General features: G+C 66.8%; 14 protein-coding genes and 1 pseudogene. 3 read left to right on the top strand and 12 right to left on the bottom strand.

Annotated features, from left to right (window positions below; translation table 11 throughout):
• Positions 1-19: 19 nt before the first annotated feature.
• The 3 genes from ACCQ12_RS06785 to ACCQ12_RS06795 form a co-directional block, all read right to left on the bottom strand.
• Positions 20-1120, bottom strand: a complete 1101-nt coding sequence (locus ACCQ12_RS06785; RefSeq protein WP_184374031.1) for a Glu/Leu/Phe/Val dehydrogenase dimerization domain-containing protein — start codon at positions 1118-1120, stop codon at positions 20-22.
• 156 nt (positions 1121-1276) lie between these two features.
• Complete coding sequence (locus tag ACCQ12_RS06790; protein WP_372383233.1) at positions 1277-2533, bottom strand: 2OG-Fe(II) oxygenase; 1257 nt, start codon at positions 2531-2533, stop codon at positions 1277-1279.
• Positions 2534-2568: 35 nt separating this feature from the next.
• Entirely contained in the window at positions 2569-3069 is a 501-nt protein-coding gene (locus ACCQ12_RS06795; RefSeq protein WP_081419382.1) for a M48 family metallopeptidase, read from the bottom strand.
• 422 nt (positions 3070-3491) lie between these two features.
• Here ACCQ12_RS06795 and ACCQ12_RS06800 point away from each other — a divergent pair, with 422 nt between their 5' ends.
• On the top strand, positions 3492-3665 hold the full coding sequence (locus ACCQ12_RS06800) for a DUF1328 domain-containing protein (RefSeq protein ID WP_003489471.1): 174 nt from the start codon (positions 3492-3494) through the stop codon (positions 3663-3665).
• 134 nt (positions 3666-3799) lie between these two features.
• Here ACCQ12_RS06800 and ACCQ12_RS06805 read toward each other — a convergent pair whose 3' ends face one another.
• Positions 3800-4054, bottom strand: coding sequence for a DUF2789 domain-containing protein (locus tag ACCQ12_RS06805; protein ID WP_047693727.1), 255 nt, complete (start codon positions 4052-4054; stop codon positions 3800-3802).
• A gap of 142 nt (positions 4055-4196) precedes the next feature.
• Between ACCQ12_RS06805 and ACCQ12_RS06810 the strand changes: the two genes are divergently transcribed.
• Positions 4197-4463 carry a DksA/TraR family C4-type zinc finger protein gene (locus ACCQ12_RS06810; protein WP_184386902.1) on the top strand — a complete coding sequence of 89 codons (267 nt, stop codon included), beginning with the start codon at positions 4197-4199 and terminating at the stop codon, positions 4461-4463.
• 130 nt (positions 4464-4593) lie between these two features.
• On the opposite strand, the gene ACCQ12_RS06815 is transcribed toward ACCQ12_RS06810, so the two are convergent.
• From ACCQ12_RS06815 to ACCQ12_RS06835, 5 genes and pseudogenes are all read right to left on the bottom strand, one after another.
• Positions 4594-5187, bottom strand: coding sequence for a mechanosensitive ion channel family protein (locus tag ACCQ12_RS06815; protein WP_184439968.1), 594 nt, complete (start codon positions 5185-5187; stop codon positions 4594-4596).
• Positions 5188-5594: 407 nt separating this feature from the next.
• On the bottom strand, positions 5595-5780 hold the full coding sequence (locus tag ACCQ12_RS06820; protein WP_029221706.1) for a hypothetical protein: 186 nt from the start codon (positions 5778-5780) through the stop codon (positions 5595-5597).
• A 188-nt stretch (positions 5781-5968) separates the two neighbouring features.
• Positions 5969-7345 carry an Hsp70 family protein gene (locus tag ACCQ12_RS06825; RefSeq protein ID WP_372383234.1) on the bottom strand — a complete coding sequence of 459 codons (1377 nt, stop codon included), beginning with the start codon at positions 7343-7345 and terminating at the stop codon, positions 5969-5971.
• Positions 7346-7470: 125 nt separating this feature from the next.
• Positions 7471-7944 carry an FKBP-type peptidyl-prolyl cis-trans isomerase gene (locus ACCQ12_RS06830; RefSeq protein WP_372383235.1) on the bottom strand — a complete coding sequence of 158 codons (474 nt, stop codon included), beginning with the start codon at positions 7942-7944 and terminating at the stop codon, positions 7471-7473.
• A 339-nt stretch (positions 7945-8283) separates the two neighbouring features.
• Positions 8284-9246, bottom strand: a pseudogene (locus ACCQ12_RS06835) (cation diffusion facilitator family transporter); the annotation flags it as partial.
• Between the two features lie 216 nt (positions 9247-9462).
• On the opposite strand from ACCQ12_RS06835, the gene ACCQ12_RS06840 reads away from it, so the two are divergent.
• On the top strand, positions 9463-9798 hold the full coding sequence (locus ACCQ12_RS06840; RefSeq protein ID WP_104581570.1) for a zinc ribbon domain-containing protein YjdM: 336 nt from the start codon (positions 9463-9465) through the stop codon (positions 9796-9798).
• A gap of 207 nt (positions 9799-10005) precedes the next feature.
• Here ACCQ12_RS06840 and ACCQ12_RS06845 read toward each other — a convergent pair whose 3' ends face one another.
• From ACCQ12_RS06845 to ACCQ12_RS06855, 3 genes are all read right to left on the bottom strand, one after another.
• Positions 10006-10806 carry a hypothetical protein gene (locus ACCQ12_RS06845; protein WP_179455057.1) on the bottom strand — a complete coding sequence of 267 codons (801 nt, stop codon included), beginning with the start codon at positions 10804-10806 and terminating at the stop codon, positions 10006-10008.
• 182 nt (positions 10807-10988) lie between these two features.
• Positions 10989-12038: a L,D-transpeptidase gene (locus tag ACCQ12_RS06850; RefSeq protein ID WP_047693714.1), complete on the bottom strand. Its 1050-nt coding sequence runs from the start codon at positions 12036-12038 to the stop codon at positions 10989-10991.
• A 241-nt stretch (positions 12039-12279) separates the two neighbouring features.
• Entirely contained in the window at positions 12280-13374 is a 1095-nt protein-coding gene (locus ACCQ12_RS06855; RefSeq protein ID WP_166751355.1) for an alkene reductase, read from the bottom strand.
• Positions 13375-13492: the final 118 nt, after the last annotated feature.

Genomic DNA, 13492 nt, shown 5'->3' on the forward strand with positions numbered 1-13492 from the left:
GCCCGCCCGCCGGACGCGCTTATTCGCCGCGTAATTTGTGCAGGAAGCGCGGTGCGGTGCGGCCCAGCGGCAGTTTGAGTTTGCTGATGGCCTCGATGCGCGTTTCGGCTATCTGATCGGCCGCCTGCTGCGGCGACACGTCCAGCTTGGCCGACAGGTCGAAGACCTTTTCCAGGTTGTGATAGATGCTGCGGATCAGCCGCATGGCGCGTTCGCGGTTGTAGCCATCGATTTCCAGCGACACATTCATGACACCGCCGGCATTGACCACATAATCCGGTGCATACAGGATGCCGCGCCTGTGCAGTTCCTGGCCGATGGCCGCGCTGGCGAGCTGATTGTTCGCGGTGCCGCAGATGATCTTGGCCTTGAGCTGCGGCAACGTGTCTTCGTTGATTGCGCCTTCCAGCGCGCAGGGGGCGAACACGTCGGCGGACACCTGGTGGATTTCGTCCGGGCGCACCGCCTCGGCGCCATATTCGGCTACCGCGCGATCCACCAGCGCCTGATTCAGATCGGCCACATAGAGTTTGGCGCCGCGTTCCTTGAGCAGCTTCACCAGCTCCATGCCGATGTGGCCCAGGCCCTGGATCGCGATGCTGGCCTTGCCCACTTCCTCATGGCCGAGCTTGCGATTGAGCGAGGCCATCAGTGCCTGCAGCGCGCCATAGGCGGTAAACGGTGCCGGGTCGCCGGAGCCGCGATGCACCTGATGCACGCCGGTGACGTATTCGCTCTCCAGGTAGATCTGCTCCATGTCGTTGACGTCGGTGCCGACGTCTTCGGAGGTGATGTAGCGCCCGCCCAGGGTGTCGACAAACCGGCCGAAGGCGCGAAACAGCGCCTCGCTCTTGTCGGTCTTGGGGTCGCCGATGATCACCGCCTTGCCGCCGCCCACGTTCAGGCCGGCCAGCGCGTTCTTGTAGGTCATGGTGCGGCTGAGCCGCAATGCGTCCGTGAGCGCCGCCTCGCTATTGGGATAGGGGCGCATGCGCGCGCCGCCCAGGGCCGGGCCCAGCTGCGTACTGTGCAGGGCAATGATGGCTTTCAGACCGGCGTCGCGGTTGTGGCAGAAGATCACCTGCTCGTGGCCGGTGGTATCGAGGGTTTCGAAAAGCATCGAAGGCTCCGCGGGGCTGCGTGATGTGCCTTCCCTGAGGCCGGGCGTGGACCCGAGCGATGGGAAACAAAAAACGCGACGTCTGCAGACCCTGTCCGATCACGTCGCGCTGCAACATTTTAAACCACGTCGGCAGGGGGGCGTGCATGAATCTGTTCACCAATCCCGATAGCGCTGCTGCCGCATCCACAGCGTCCCCAGCCACTTGGTGCCAACCACAACCGGCAGGCCTGCATGCAGCGAATCGGGATCGGGGCGGCCGTCGGCGTGCAGGTTGTCGAAGCACACCACCGAACCGGCGCGCGGTTGCACGCTGACGCCGGCAACCGGGAAATCGGTCTGACCACCTGCCTCGACCGCATTGAGATACACGCAGACGGTGCGCAGGCGATTGCCGGCCGCCGGGCGATCTGCCGCGACCCTGGCCGCGGGGAGATAGTCGCGATGCGCGCGATAATGCTCTCCTGGTGCATAACACAGCACCGACAGCGGCTCGGCGTGGGTCAGGGGCAGCTGCGCGCAGGCCGCCAGCCGTGCCTGCGCCACGCGGGCGGCGAAGTCTTCCAGCACCGGGTCCAGCGTGGCGCCGCGGCTGGTGCGGATCGGCGTGCGGTGCGTCAGCGCATCATCGGGGTCGACGACCTGGGAGGCACGCAGGTGCGGCTGCGCCAGCAGGATCAGCAAGCGGCACTCGTCGGCGGACAGCACGGCCGCATGCTCTTCGATCAGCGGGGCGGCATGACGGCGCGTCGGCATCGCGCGCGGGGTGAAGCGGACACGCTCGGGGCCGCCGTCGTCGGCACGGTCCGGTGGCGCAACGTGGACGGCCGGCAGTGCCGCGACGCCGACCTGCTGCAGCTGTTGCAGCAGGCGTGCGGCGGCCTCCGGCTGGGCCGGGACGCCCTCGCCACGCAGCAGTCGCTCGGCCAGCAGGGCGGCCGCAGGCGCATCGCCGGCCGCCGCTGCGCGCTCCAGCAGGCTGACGCAGCGCTGCTGCTGGTGCGGATGATCGATGCGGCCGTGGAGCACGGCCAGGGCACGCAGGGCGGGCGGGTAGCCGGCCGCAACGGCGGCGTGCAGGCGTGCGACCGCCTGCGGCTCCAGCGCAAGCGGATCGTCGGTGACGGCACACGTGGCCAACAGGTACCCCGCTTGTGCGGCGCCCTGGCGCTCGGCGGCTTCCCAATGCGTCAGCGCCTGCCGCAGATCCACTGCGCAGCCGATGCCGTAGGCCAGCAGGCGGCCGGCTTCGATCCGGGCGGTGACATCGCCTGCGGCCGCACCGCGTGCGTACCAGGCCAGGGCTTGCTCTGGCTGGCCGGCGCGGACCAGTGCCTGCGCCAAGGCATTCATGGCCGCCGGCTGCCGGCTGTGTGCAGCGAGGGTGAGCTGTGCGAGAGAGGATGCAGGCATGCCTGCATCCTAAGCCCACACCCGACACGGCGCGATCAGCCGCCCGCTTCCAGCGCCAGCTGGGTCAGATACAGGCGCAGGTCGAACTCCAGTTGGTGATAGTCCGATGTCATGTGGTTGCACAGTTGATAGAAGGCCTTGTTGTGATCGGCCTCCTTCAGGTGCGCCAATTCGTGGGCCACGATCATCTGCAGGAAGGGTTCGGGCGCGTCGCGGAATACCGAGGCGATGCGGATTTCACGACTGGCCTTGAGCCGCCCGCCGTGCACGCGCGAGATGGCGGTGTGGGTGCCCAGCGCGTGCTTCACCACCTGCAGATGATTGTCGTACACGGCCTTGTGCAAGGTGGGCGATGAGCGCATGTAGCGCTCCTTCATTGCCTTGACGTAGTCGTACAGATGACGATCGGTGCGAACCGTGTGCCGGTCGGGGTAACGTCGCGCCAGCACTGCGGCAAGCTTGTCCTGCGCTATCAGCGCGCGCACCTGATCCAGGACGGCGGGCGGATAACCGGCGAGATAACGAAGAGTGTCCATGGCCAATGCAGGCTGCGAGAACTCCATGATCGCGCATGCGGAGGACGCTGGCTAATCCGTGTCATTGGACTGTGGCGCGCAGCTCTCCAAACGCGGTGGATGGCAACGGGTGTCGCCCGGCAACGCGGGCGTGCGCCGGGCGAAGGATGCAGCCGGCGTGACGGCTGCGATGGTGCTGCGGTCACGCGCGGTGATTCACACGGCGGCGCTCTGGCCACGTCAACGCGCGGTCAATGGCGATCCGCACGCCCCCGCCTCTGCGGGGCGCCGATACTGCGCAACGCAGCAATGTGGCAGCGTGTGTCATGCGTATTCACGAATGCGGCACGCCGGAATCGGTAGCGTGCAGCGCATGTTTTGCGGCGACGCGTCGCAAGCACACGATCGAACAACGGCGCTGTGCCGGATTAGGAGACGACAACATGATCAAGTGGGCCATTATTTTCGCCATCATCGGACTGATTGCCGGTGCGCTCGGTTTCGGCGGGATGGCAGGCGCTGCGATGGGGATTGCCAAGTTCCTGTTCTGGGCCGGCATCATCATTGCCATCGTGCTGTTTGTGCTGGGCATGACGATTGCCAAGAAGGTGACCTGACGCGCAACCCGCAGCCGGACGCCATGTGCCGTCGGCTGCAGTTACGCAAAGAGCGGCCATTGGCCGCTCTTTTTTTTGGGGCGAAACTCAACCGCAAGGATCGCTGCCGGGCTCGACCGTCACAGGGCGGTCGGTCAGACGCCGGTGTCGTCCGCTGTGGTGTGCAGCGCGATGTTCAATTGATCGATGGTCACGATCCAGTCGGCATCGTCGAGACGCTCTTCACGCAGCAACTGTGCCTGTGCCGGCGTCCAGAAAGGTGCTTCTTCCAGGCGCATGTCGCCCGGCAACGGCGAATGCTCGGCGATGAAGGTGCGAATGCTGGCTTCATCGGATGGCAAGCCGAGCTGGGCGAACAGTTCGGAGAAGGGGTGGACCGGTTGTTCCATTGCAAATCCCTCGTAGGTGCGGATGACGGGTGCGGATGAATGAATGGTAGAGCACCTGGCTTGAGGACACTGTGCACGGCTGGCTTGGATTTGCCTGTGGCCATGACCATAGTGTCTGCCTGACCAGCGAGGCGAGACGACCATGGCAACCGGATGGGCGGGTGATGGGGCGGTGCAGGACCAGATCGATGCCACCGTCGAGGACGCGATCAAGCGTGCGCGGAGCCAGCTGCACCAGGGCCCGAGCCTGACCCACTGCGAGGAATGCGATGCGCCGATTCCCGACGCGCGTCGCAAGGCAGTGCCTGGCGTGCATCTATGTGTGCAGTGCCAGCAAGCGCATGACCAGGAGCAGGGTGCGCAGAGTGGCTTCAACCGTCGTGGCAGCAAGGACAGCCAGCTGCGTTGAACCAGTGGCGTTGAAGCTGGACCGAAGGGCGACCTGGTGTGCAATGGCCCGATGCGCTACAGCGCTGGACACGCGATGCACGCGCGGCAAGGCTCCGGGAATGCGCGGAGCGCAGCGGCGTCTCTTGCACTCAGTTGGCGTTGAAGCCGCTGCTCTCGCGCCAACGGCGCGTGGTGCGCTGGAAAAACAGGCTGTTGGGCACTTGCAGCACGCTGCCGGCATGGTCGCCGGTTTCTTCGAGCGTGGTGTAGATCACGTTGATGTCGATCACGCGGCCTTTCAGGCCGGGCTTGTCGCCGCCTTCCAGCAGCTCGATGTGATCGTGCAGCCGGAACGGACGCGTGGTGATGATCAGGAAGGTGCAGAAGATATTCGACAGCACGCTCCATGCAGCGAAGAACGCCACTGCGCCGACGGCCGCGAAGCTGGTGAAGGCGGTCCACAGCACGCCGGTGGAGACACCGAGGATATGCAATGAGATCAGGACGGCGCTGAGCGAGATCACGAAGCTGCCCACACGTCGGATGCCGATCGTGATCTCGACAGGCACGTTGTAATGCGCGCACAGCCGCCGGAGCAGCTGTCGCAGCAGCAGCCGCGTCAGCGCGGCAGCCGCCAGGATCAGGACGATGTTGATGGTGGGCACCGCAACCGCCAGCCATTCCGGATTCCAGTGCGGCAACAGGCTTCGGATCATTGCGGGCAAGGCGTCGGGCGCGGACATCACATCATGCGAAAGCAAAAGAGCCGCCATTGTAATGGTGCGCCCTGCGTGCACCAGATGCGTGGGATGAATGCATGCTCATCCGGCACTGCGCCGGGCGCGCCGCGCGAGATGTGAGCGGCGCTGGATGCGTATGTCTTCAGTGGCGACACATCATTCGGTGGCTGCCAGGGCGACGGCCGGGCAACCGTGCCGGCAAAGCGCCTGCCTGCGACGCTCGGCGCGGCGAACGGTGGCATCACACTGGAGTCGCACTCCGGGTCGGTACGCCCCGATGACGCCAGAAGGCCGGAAACAAACGTGCCACCTTGCGGTGGCACGTCGGTTCAACACTTCAAGGCAACCCTTGCAGGCAGCTACCGGTCTGCACGCGTAGCGGCGGGCATCGACGGCAGCCTGTCTGCCGCTCAGCCGATCTTGTCGCCATCGTTGCGCGCGGGGCCGAAGTTGGTGGTGAGCACTTCGATCCGGCCGCCGGTCTTGCGGAACGCGGCGATGTCGGCAGCGATACGCTCACGACTGAGCGGCTGCGACTTGCCTTCGCTGCGAGCGATGCTGGGCTGGGATTTCTGCTTGGTCGCGGGACGTGCCATGTGGCCTCCTGTAGCGGGGAAGTGCAAGGACACCGCATGCGGCAAGGGTGGCGCGCGCGGAAGCGGTGTCGAGAGGTGCGAGTGCGTTCGGTGCGCAATCGCGGCGGCACGGCGGGCGTGCCTTGCAGACAAGACGGCGGGGCGTCAGGCAGCAACCGCGTATTATAGGCGCCAAGTACCGATTTGTGTTAATGCTCCGACGGACGGGCGTCGCCCGCCGCGGCCCAGGCCAGGCCCTGCACCACGCCGAAGGACGGATCGCCGTGCACCATGCGCGATTCCGGAAATGCCGCCGCCACCGTGTCGCGGATGTAGCCGGCACGCGACATGCCACCGGTGAGAAACAGCGTGGCCGGAGGCGTGGGCAGGTCGGCGCGCACCTGCGCCAGCAGTCCTGCCAGTTCCTGGAGGTAGTTCGAGGCGGACGCAACCAGTGCGCTGGCCTGCACGTCCACGTGCAGGGCGCGTTCGATGAACTCCAGCGATGCCTGGTGCTGGTCGAGCTCGCTGAGCGCGATCTTGCAGGCTTCCACGGCGCGATACAGGCGCGCGGTGTTGCCGGTGTCCTGCAGGGCCTGCAGGCGGGTGTCGAACGGGGCAGGGACGTCGCGGTACGTGTGCAGGCGGAATTCGCGTTGCCGGGTCATGTCCTGCACCATCGCCGCTTCCACGTAATGGTGCGCCGGAACGCGGGTGATGCCGCGGCCGAACAGCGGCATGTAGGCGGCCAGACTGAGCGCCAGATCGATATCGGTGCCGCCGCGCGCGATCCCCCAGGCGCGATGCACCTGCGGTGGTGCGCTGCCGCCCACGCTGGCATGGGCGATATCGGTGGTACCGCCGCCGATGTCCACCACCACGGTGTCGTGCCGGGCGTCGTGGCTGACGTGGTAGTGCATGGCGGCCGCGGCGGGTTCTTCGAGAAAGTCCACGCTGTCGAACCCGGCTGCGATGGCGGCGGTCTGCAGGATCTCCAGCGCCTGCGCATTGCCGGCTTCGCCGATCGAACTGCGAAATTGCACCGGGCGGCCGATCACGGCATTGCGGATGGTGACATCGAACTGGCGCGAGGCAGTGAGGCGGATGTGCTCCAGCACGTGCGTGGCGATGCCGGTGATGGTCTGGCGGGCCCGCGGGTGCAGGTTGTAGCCCAGCATCGATTTGGGGCTTTGCACCAGATTGCCTTCGCCTTCCAGGAAGTACGCATCCAGCGCGTCGTCGCCGTAGACCGCGTTCTGCAGCAGCGCCGCCGAACTGCGTGGCTCACGCACCTGTTCTTCCATCCATTGGCGACGCACGATGCGCAGCGCTTCGCGGCGCAGGCTGTCCTGATTCGGCGTGCGGCCGGCGGCGGTGGCGTCGCGGCGCGCGGAGTCGATCAGCCGCTCCATCTCGTATTCCAGCGCGGGCGTGAGATTGAAATCCTCCGGGTCGCGCATGGTCTCGGGAAAGTACACCGTGGTGCGGAACTGCAAGGCGTCGCCGAAGCGCACCGGTTCCACCTGGCCATCGACGATTGCGGCGGCGGCGGAGTTGCTGGTACCGAAGTCGATGCCGAGTTTCATGCAGACAGGCCTTCAAAGCGGGCCGCGCACTTTACTACGGCCGCCGCAGCTGCCGTCCAGACCGGCGTGCAGCGGCGGCGCGCCGGCCGATGCGCCGCGCGCCGGCTGGCACGCGACGCACTGGATCAGGCGGCGATGTCGTCGACGTGGCCCTGATTCAACTCATCGGTGGTGGCTTCGCGCACGTCCAGCACTTCCACCGCAAAGTGCAGGGTCTGGCCGGCCAGCGGGTGATTGCCATCCACGGTGACCTGTTCCGGGCCGACCTCGGTGACGGTGACCAGCACCGGGCCCTGCTGGGTACGGGCTTCGAACTGCACGCCCGGGACCACGTCCACATCGGTGGGGAAGGCCTCGCGCGGAACGTGCTGGATCAGCTGCTCGTGGCGCGGGCCGTAGCCTTGTTCGGGCGCCACGTCGGCGGTGAGTGTGTCGCCCACGCGCCGGCCGTCCAGCGCCTGCTCCAGGCCGGGCACGATGTTGCCGGCACCGTGCAGATAGCTCAACGGGGTGTCGGGAGTAGAACGGTCCAGGACCTGGCCGCTGTCGTCGGAAAGGGTGTAGTGAATGGTCGCAACGCGACCCTGGCTGATTTCCATTGGAAACCTCCATGCGGGTGATCGAGGGGGAAGTGCATCGGCTGATTCACGATGCCAAGAGGTGCTGCACCCACACCGTAGGCAATCGCACCGGATCATGCAACCGCTGCGGAACCTGCGGTTGGGCGAGGATCAGGTTGGCCGTCGTCGTGCATCGCTGTGGACGTGCGGCAGGCATTACGGGGTGAGGACCGACCCTGCTGCGGCCCGATGGAAAGTGCGGCAGCGGCCCGGGCCTGACGTTGACCGCGATTGCGCGGCACTCCGCTCACCGGCAACGCCGCTGATGTCGCGACCATTGCGGCACCTGTAGTGGCTGCAGCCCGTACACGTGGTTGCCTACTCGGTCTGCGCGCCGCGTTCGATCTGCGCGCGACGTGCGCGCCAGGTTTCCGGTGTCTGCGGTTTGACGAACAACGCGGTGACTTCGGGATGCTGGCGCTTGGCGGCGGCTTCGATGCGCCCCACGCAGGCTTCGATCTGCGGCGTGCTGCGGCTGTCTTCGAATTCCGCGCTCAATGCGGCAACGACCTGGTTGGGGCCCATCTGCATGGTCAGCACGCCGTTGGCGGCGCGCACGTCCGGGTCGCTGGCGGCAATGCGCAGCAGCGAGTCGGTGACGTGCGCATGGGCCGGCTCGCCGATCAGCAGCCCCTTGGTCTCGCGCGCCAGCAGGAAAGCGGTGAAGGCCAGCACGCCGGCGATGCCGATCGATGCGATGCCGTCGAGTTCGGGCATGTCCAACAGCTGCGCACCGGCCAGGCCGAGCAAGGCCATGAACAGGCCGATCAATGCGGCGCTGTCTTCCAGCAACACGGTAAAGGTGCTGGGGTCCTTGCTCTGGCGAAATGCTTCGAAGTAGCCCATGCGGCCCTTTTTTGCACGGAATTCGCGCAGTGCCACGATCCAGGAAATGCCTTCGAACACGATCGAAACGCCGAGCACGCAATACGCGATGAGATGACTCTTGGCCGGCTCGGGGTGACGCAGGTGCACGATGCCCTCGTACAACGACACGCCGGCACCCATCGCAAACACCAGCAACGCGACGATGAAACTCCAGAAATACAGTTCACGCCCGTAGCCGAAGGGATGCGTCGGCGTGGGTGCCTGCGCAGCGCGACGTAGACCATAGAGCAGCAGCACCTCGTTGACGGTGTCCACCAGCGAATGCACGCCCTCGCTGAGCATGGCCGAGCTGCCGGAAATTCCGGCGGCAATGAACTTGGCCACCGCAATGGCCAGGTTGCCGGCCAACGCGACGTAGACGACCAAATGCGCGCCCTTGGGCTTGCCGGGGCGCTCTGCGGGACTGTCGGGATGGCCTGGCGCGCCAGGCGCGTTGCCGGGCGCCGGGGCGGCTGGTGCGGCGCCTGGCGCGGGGTGTACTGGCTCGTTGGACACGCGCAACCTGCAGGACATTCGATAAGCGCTGCACTATCGCGCCGCCGCCGTGCCGGATGCGTGATCGCGCGGCCGTGGCGCTACAATCCACGCCCGTTTCGATCAAGGAATCGCATGTCTACCGTTCCCGCCTGCCCGCAATGCGGCCAGGACAACACCTATGCCGACGGCGCCTTGTCGATCTGCGCGGACTGCGGTTTCGAATGGAGCGCAGCCGAGGTCGCCGCGAACACGACCGTGGTGCGCGACAGCAACGGCAATGTGCTGCAGGCCGGCGACACGGTGACGGTGATCAAGGATCTCAAGGTCAAGGGCTCGTCGATTCCGCTCAAGCAGGGCACGGTGATCCGCAATATCCGCCTGGTCGAGGACGACGCCGAACATATCGAAGGCAACTCGGAAAAGATCAAGGGCCTGGTGCTCAAGACCTGTTTTCTGCGTAAAGCCTGAGTCCGCTCCCGTAGGAGCGCATCTGAGCGCGACAGGCACACCGATAACGCCTCATATCGCGCGAGCATGCGCCTGCGGTTCGTGCGCAGCCCGAGCCGCCCGGCGGCATGACGCGCGTGACGCGCCTCAGCGCGATGGCGGTACCGATCGCACCACGCCACGCGCCAGCGTGTCCTGCCAGGCTGGTACTGCGCCGGGTGTGGCGGCTCAATCGCGCGGGTAGACCGCCGCCACTGTGCAGCTTTGGCGCATGCGCGAAAACTTGCCGCCGCGCGAGGTGCTGAGGTCGCCTTGCTGGCCGGCGCCGACGCCTGCGCCGGCAATGCCGATTTCGTCGAGCACGTCGACCTTGTCGCCGGGGTTGCCGCAAATCGCATTCAGGCCCATGCCGGATACGAAGCGGATCGGCGGTGCGCCGCTGAGCTCGCGGCAGCTGTCCATCAATTCGACGCGATAATGGCGGTGCGTGCCGGGATGGCGCGGCGACACTTCCACCACCAGACCCTGCGCGTCCTCCGACCACGCCCGCACCATGCCGGGCTGGAAGCAATAGCTTGCGGAGCCGGCGAAGTTGCGACGACGTGCTTGCCGCACGCTCACGCCGTCCAGGGTGGGGATGCCGTCGGCCTGCCGCTGACGGGCCATGCTGGCGTAGTCGCGTGCACTGAGCGGGGCGACCTGGCTGATCGCGCACCGTTGCTGCCCGGTGCTGACGGATGCCTGTGCACCATTGCAGACCCAACCGTGCGGTGCGAGCACGGTGGCGTCTGCGTGCACGGTCAGGCGCGGGCAGTCCTGTGCCAATTGCAGGCGGAACAGGCGGCCGCCGCGTTCGGCAACGGCCAGGGTCCGCGCATCGGTCTGATGCAGCTCGCTCACCTGGCGGGCATCCAGGCACTCGGGACCGGGCGCGGCAGGGCGCGGGGAGTGCGCCGCTGCGCCGCCCACCGTGCAGGCCATGATGCTGGTGCCGAGCAGGACCACAGGGAGCAGGCGCATCACGCACATCCTTGGCAATGAGATGGCTGCATCATGTGCCGGCGTCGGCGCCGTGACAATCGCCCGGCAGCGGGACGCGGGCGTGTGCCGCGATCAAGCCGGCACACCCAGGCAGGCCCTACACGGCGTGGGCGCCGTATCGGCAAGCCGAGCTTGGCGAACCCTGCGCCACGCGTTGGTGTGCACGTGCGCTACGGCGTGTCGGGCGGGTCCGAATCCAGCACCTGCAGCTTGCCGCCGGTGGTCTCCGGCAGGATGCGCTGGTCGGTGGCGACCAACACCACGCCCGGCGTCAGCAGCGGCAGCAGATTGGCCAGGAATGCCGGCGGCACCTGCAGGCGCGCAATGGTGTCGGCATCCAGCGCCTGGCCTGCCGCCGCAGCGCTGCCGGGAATGCCGATGCGCATCCAGTTGGGCATGCGATGACCGGGCAGGCCGGGAATGTCGCCCGGCAGGAAGCCCTGGCCGACGATGAAGGCCTGCGTGCCCAGCGGCGCTGCGCCAGGGGGTGCGTGCAAGGCCACCTGCGCGCGGCCGATCTCCATGCCATTGCGGTACACCACCAATTGCTGGTCGGTGCTGCTGATCAGCATCGAGATCGGGCCGGTGGGCGCCAGCGCCGGTTGCCAGGCAAATGCCTGGCCATTGGGGAGCGGCAACACGGGGCGCTCGGCGCCGGTGGTCGGGTCGATCGGGCTGAGCGCGCGTGGATGCACCACATCGTCGGCACTGACACCGGCCTGCGCGACCACCACCACCATGCCCATGTTGGAATTGTCGAACAGCAACCGGGCAAATTCCGATGGCAGATGCACGCAGCCATGCGACTCCGGGTAGCCCGGCAGGCCGCCGGCATGCAGCGCCACGCCGTCCCAGGTGAGCCGCTGTTGATACGGCATGGGTGCGGCGTTGTAGAGATTGGAGCGGTGGTCCTTGTCCTTCTGCAGGATGGTGAACACGCCGGTGGGTGTCTCGTGCCCGGGCTTGCCGGAGCTGATGGTGGACACGCCGATCAGGATGCCGTTGCGATACGCATAGGCGCGTTGCTCGGTGAGGCTGACGATGACGGCCATCGGGCCCCAGCCTTTACTGACACCGCCCCAGATCCATTCGCCCGGTTTGAGCTGGGCCGGCAGGGTGTCGGCGGGACTGGACTGGCGCGCACCCCAGAACGGCACGGCCAGCGCCTGGCCACCGATCAGCAATGTGCAGAGCAGCGCAAATGGAAGAAGGCGGCGCATGGGCGTTCCAGGATCAGGGGCTGCCTGGATGCTAGCGGGGAGCGCTGTGCGCGTCATGTGGCGACGGCGCGCAAGCGACGTGCGAAGCGAACCTGTCGGTGCGGTCCATGCGGCCAACCGGCCACTGCGATGGATGCGGAAAGAGAGCGCTTAGGCAGTGCGTGGTGCGCGGACGCGACGCGCCACCGGCCGGCCATCGCCGCGCTGGATGCGGTAATGGCCGGCCGGTGTGCCTACAGGATCACTCCGGCAGTGCGGGGTAGTCGGTGTAGCCCTTGGCGCCGCCGCCGTACATGGTGGCCTGATCGACCTCGGCCAGCGGTGCGTTCTCGCGCAGGCGACGCACCAGATCCGGGTTGGCGATGAAGGGGCGCCCGTAGGCGATCGCATCGGCATAGCCGCTGCTGATGGCCTGTTCGGACATGGCGCGGTCGTAGCCGTTGTTGGCGATCCAGGCACCGTCGAACTTGGCGCGCAGCGCCGCGTAATCGAAGGCGATGTTGTCGCGCGGGCCACCGGTGGCGCCTTCGATCACATGCACGAAGGCCAGGCCGCCGATCAGGTTCAGCCGCTCCACCGCACGTTCGAACAACGGCTGCGGGTCGGAGTCGTGCGCGCCATAGACCGGAGTGACCGGCGACAACCGCACGCCGGTGCGCTCGGCACCGATCTCGTCGGCAATGGCCTGCACCACTTCGATCAGCAGCCGGGTGCGGTTTTCGATATCGCCACCGTAGGCATCGGTGCGCTTGTTGGCGCTGTCACGCAGGAACTGGTCGAGCAGGTAGCCATTGGCGGCATGCACTTCCACGCCATCGAAACCGGCGTCGATCGCGTTGCGTGCGGCACGGCGGTAGTCCTCGATCAGCGCGGGGATTTCATCCAGCGCCAGTGCGCGCGGTTCGGACACATCCTCGAAGCCGTTCTGGGTGTAGGTCTTGCCTTCGGCACGAATGGCGCTGGGCGCGACCGGTACTTCGCCGGGGGGCAGTACGCTGGTGTGCGACACGCGGCCGACATGCCACAGCTGCAGCACGATCTTGCCGCCACGGCGATGCACTTCATCGGTGACGGTGCGCCAGCCGGCGACCTGTTCCGGCGTGTGGATGCCGGGCGTGTCCAGGTAGCCCTGGCCGAGCGGACTGATCTGCGTGCCTTCTGCCACGATCAGGCCGGCGGTGGCGCGCTGGCCGTAATACTCGGCGGCAAGCGGCGAGGGCACCTGCCCGGCACCGGCGCGGTTACGCGTCAGCGGCGCCATGATCACGCGGTTGGCAAGATCCAGCGCGCCCAGGCGCACCGGGGAGAACAACGGAGATTCAGTGGATTTGGACATCAGCAACCAGTGTTTGGGATCACACGCAAGGCGCGGCGCCACGACGATCGCGGTGCCCCACAGCGATGGTGGCGCGGCGGGCGGGATTCGAGCAGCGTCAGTAGGACACAGCGTCTTC

Origin of the sequence: Xanthomonas sp. NCPPB 1068 (genome assembly GCF_041479385.2) — a bacterium.
Taxonomy (GTDB): Bacteria; Pseudomonadota; Gammaproteobacteria; order Xanthomonadales; family Xanthomonadaceae; genus Xanthomonas; species Xanthomonas cannabis.

Coding starts and splice junctions, on each gene's coding strand:
- ACCQ12_RS06830 (WP_372383235.1), bottom strand. CDS start 7,944: ATGGAAATCAGCCAGGGTCGCGTTGCGACCATTCACTACACCCTTTCC.
- ACCQ12_RS06815 (WP_184439968.1), bottom strand. CDS start 5,187: ATGTCCGCGCCCGACGCCTTGCCCGCAATGATCCGAAGCCTGTTGCCG.
- ACCQ12_RS06805 (WP_047693727.1), bottom strand. CDS start 4,054: ATGGAACAACCGGTCCACCCCTTCTCCGAACTGTTCGCCCAGCTCGGC.
- ACCQ12_RS06840 (WP_104581570.1), top strand. CDS start 9,463: ATGTCTACCGTTCCCGCCTGCCCGCAATGCGGCCAGGACAACACCTAT.
- ACCQ12_RS06790 (WP_372383233.1), bottom strand. CDS start 2,533: ATGCCTGCATCCTCTCTCGCACAGCTCACCCTCGCTGCACACAGCCGG.
- ACCQ12_RS06795 (WP_081419382.1), bottom strand. CDS start 3,069: ATGGACACTCTTCGTTATCTCGCCGGTTATCCGCCCGCCGTCCTGGAT.
- ACCQ12_RS06820 (WP_029221706.1), bottom strand. CDS start 5,780: ATGGCACGTCCCGCGACCAAGCAGAAATCCCAGCCCAGCATCGCTCGC.
- ACCQ12_RS06810 (WP_184386902.1), top strand. CDS start 4,197: ATGGCAACCGGATGGGCGGGTGATGGGGCGGTGCAGGACCAGATCGAT.
- ACCQ12_RS06800 (WP_003489471.1), top strand. CDS start 3,492: ATGATCAAGTGGGCCATTATTTTCGCCATCATCGGACTGATTGCCGGT.
- ACCQ12_RS06785 (WP_184374031.1), bottom strand. CDS start 1,120: ATGCTTTTCGAAACCCTCGATACCACCGGCCACGAGCAGGTGATCTTC.
- ACCQ12_RS06845 (WP_179455057.1), bottom strand. CDS start 10,806: ATGTGCGTGATGCGCCTGCTCCCTGTGGTCCTGCTCGGCACCAGCATC.
- ACCQ12_RS06855 (WP_166751355.1), bottom strand. CDS start 13,374: ATGTCCAAATCCACTGAATCTCCGTTGTTCTCCCCGGTGCGCCTGGGC.
- ACCQ12_RS06825 (WP_372383234.1), bottom strand. CDS start 7,345: ATGAAACTCGGCATCGACTTCGGTACCAGCAACTCCGCCGCCGCCGCA.
- ACCQ12_RS06850 (WP_047693714.1), bottom strand. CDS start 12,038: ATGCGCCGCCTTCTTCCATTTGCGCTGCTCTGCACATTGCTGATCGGT.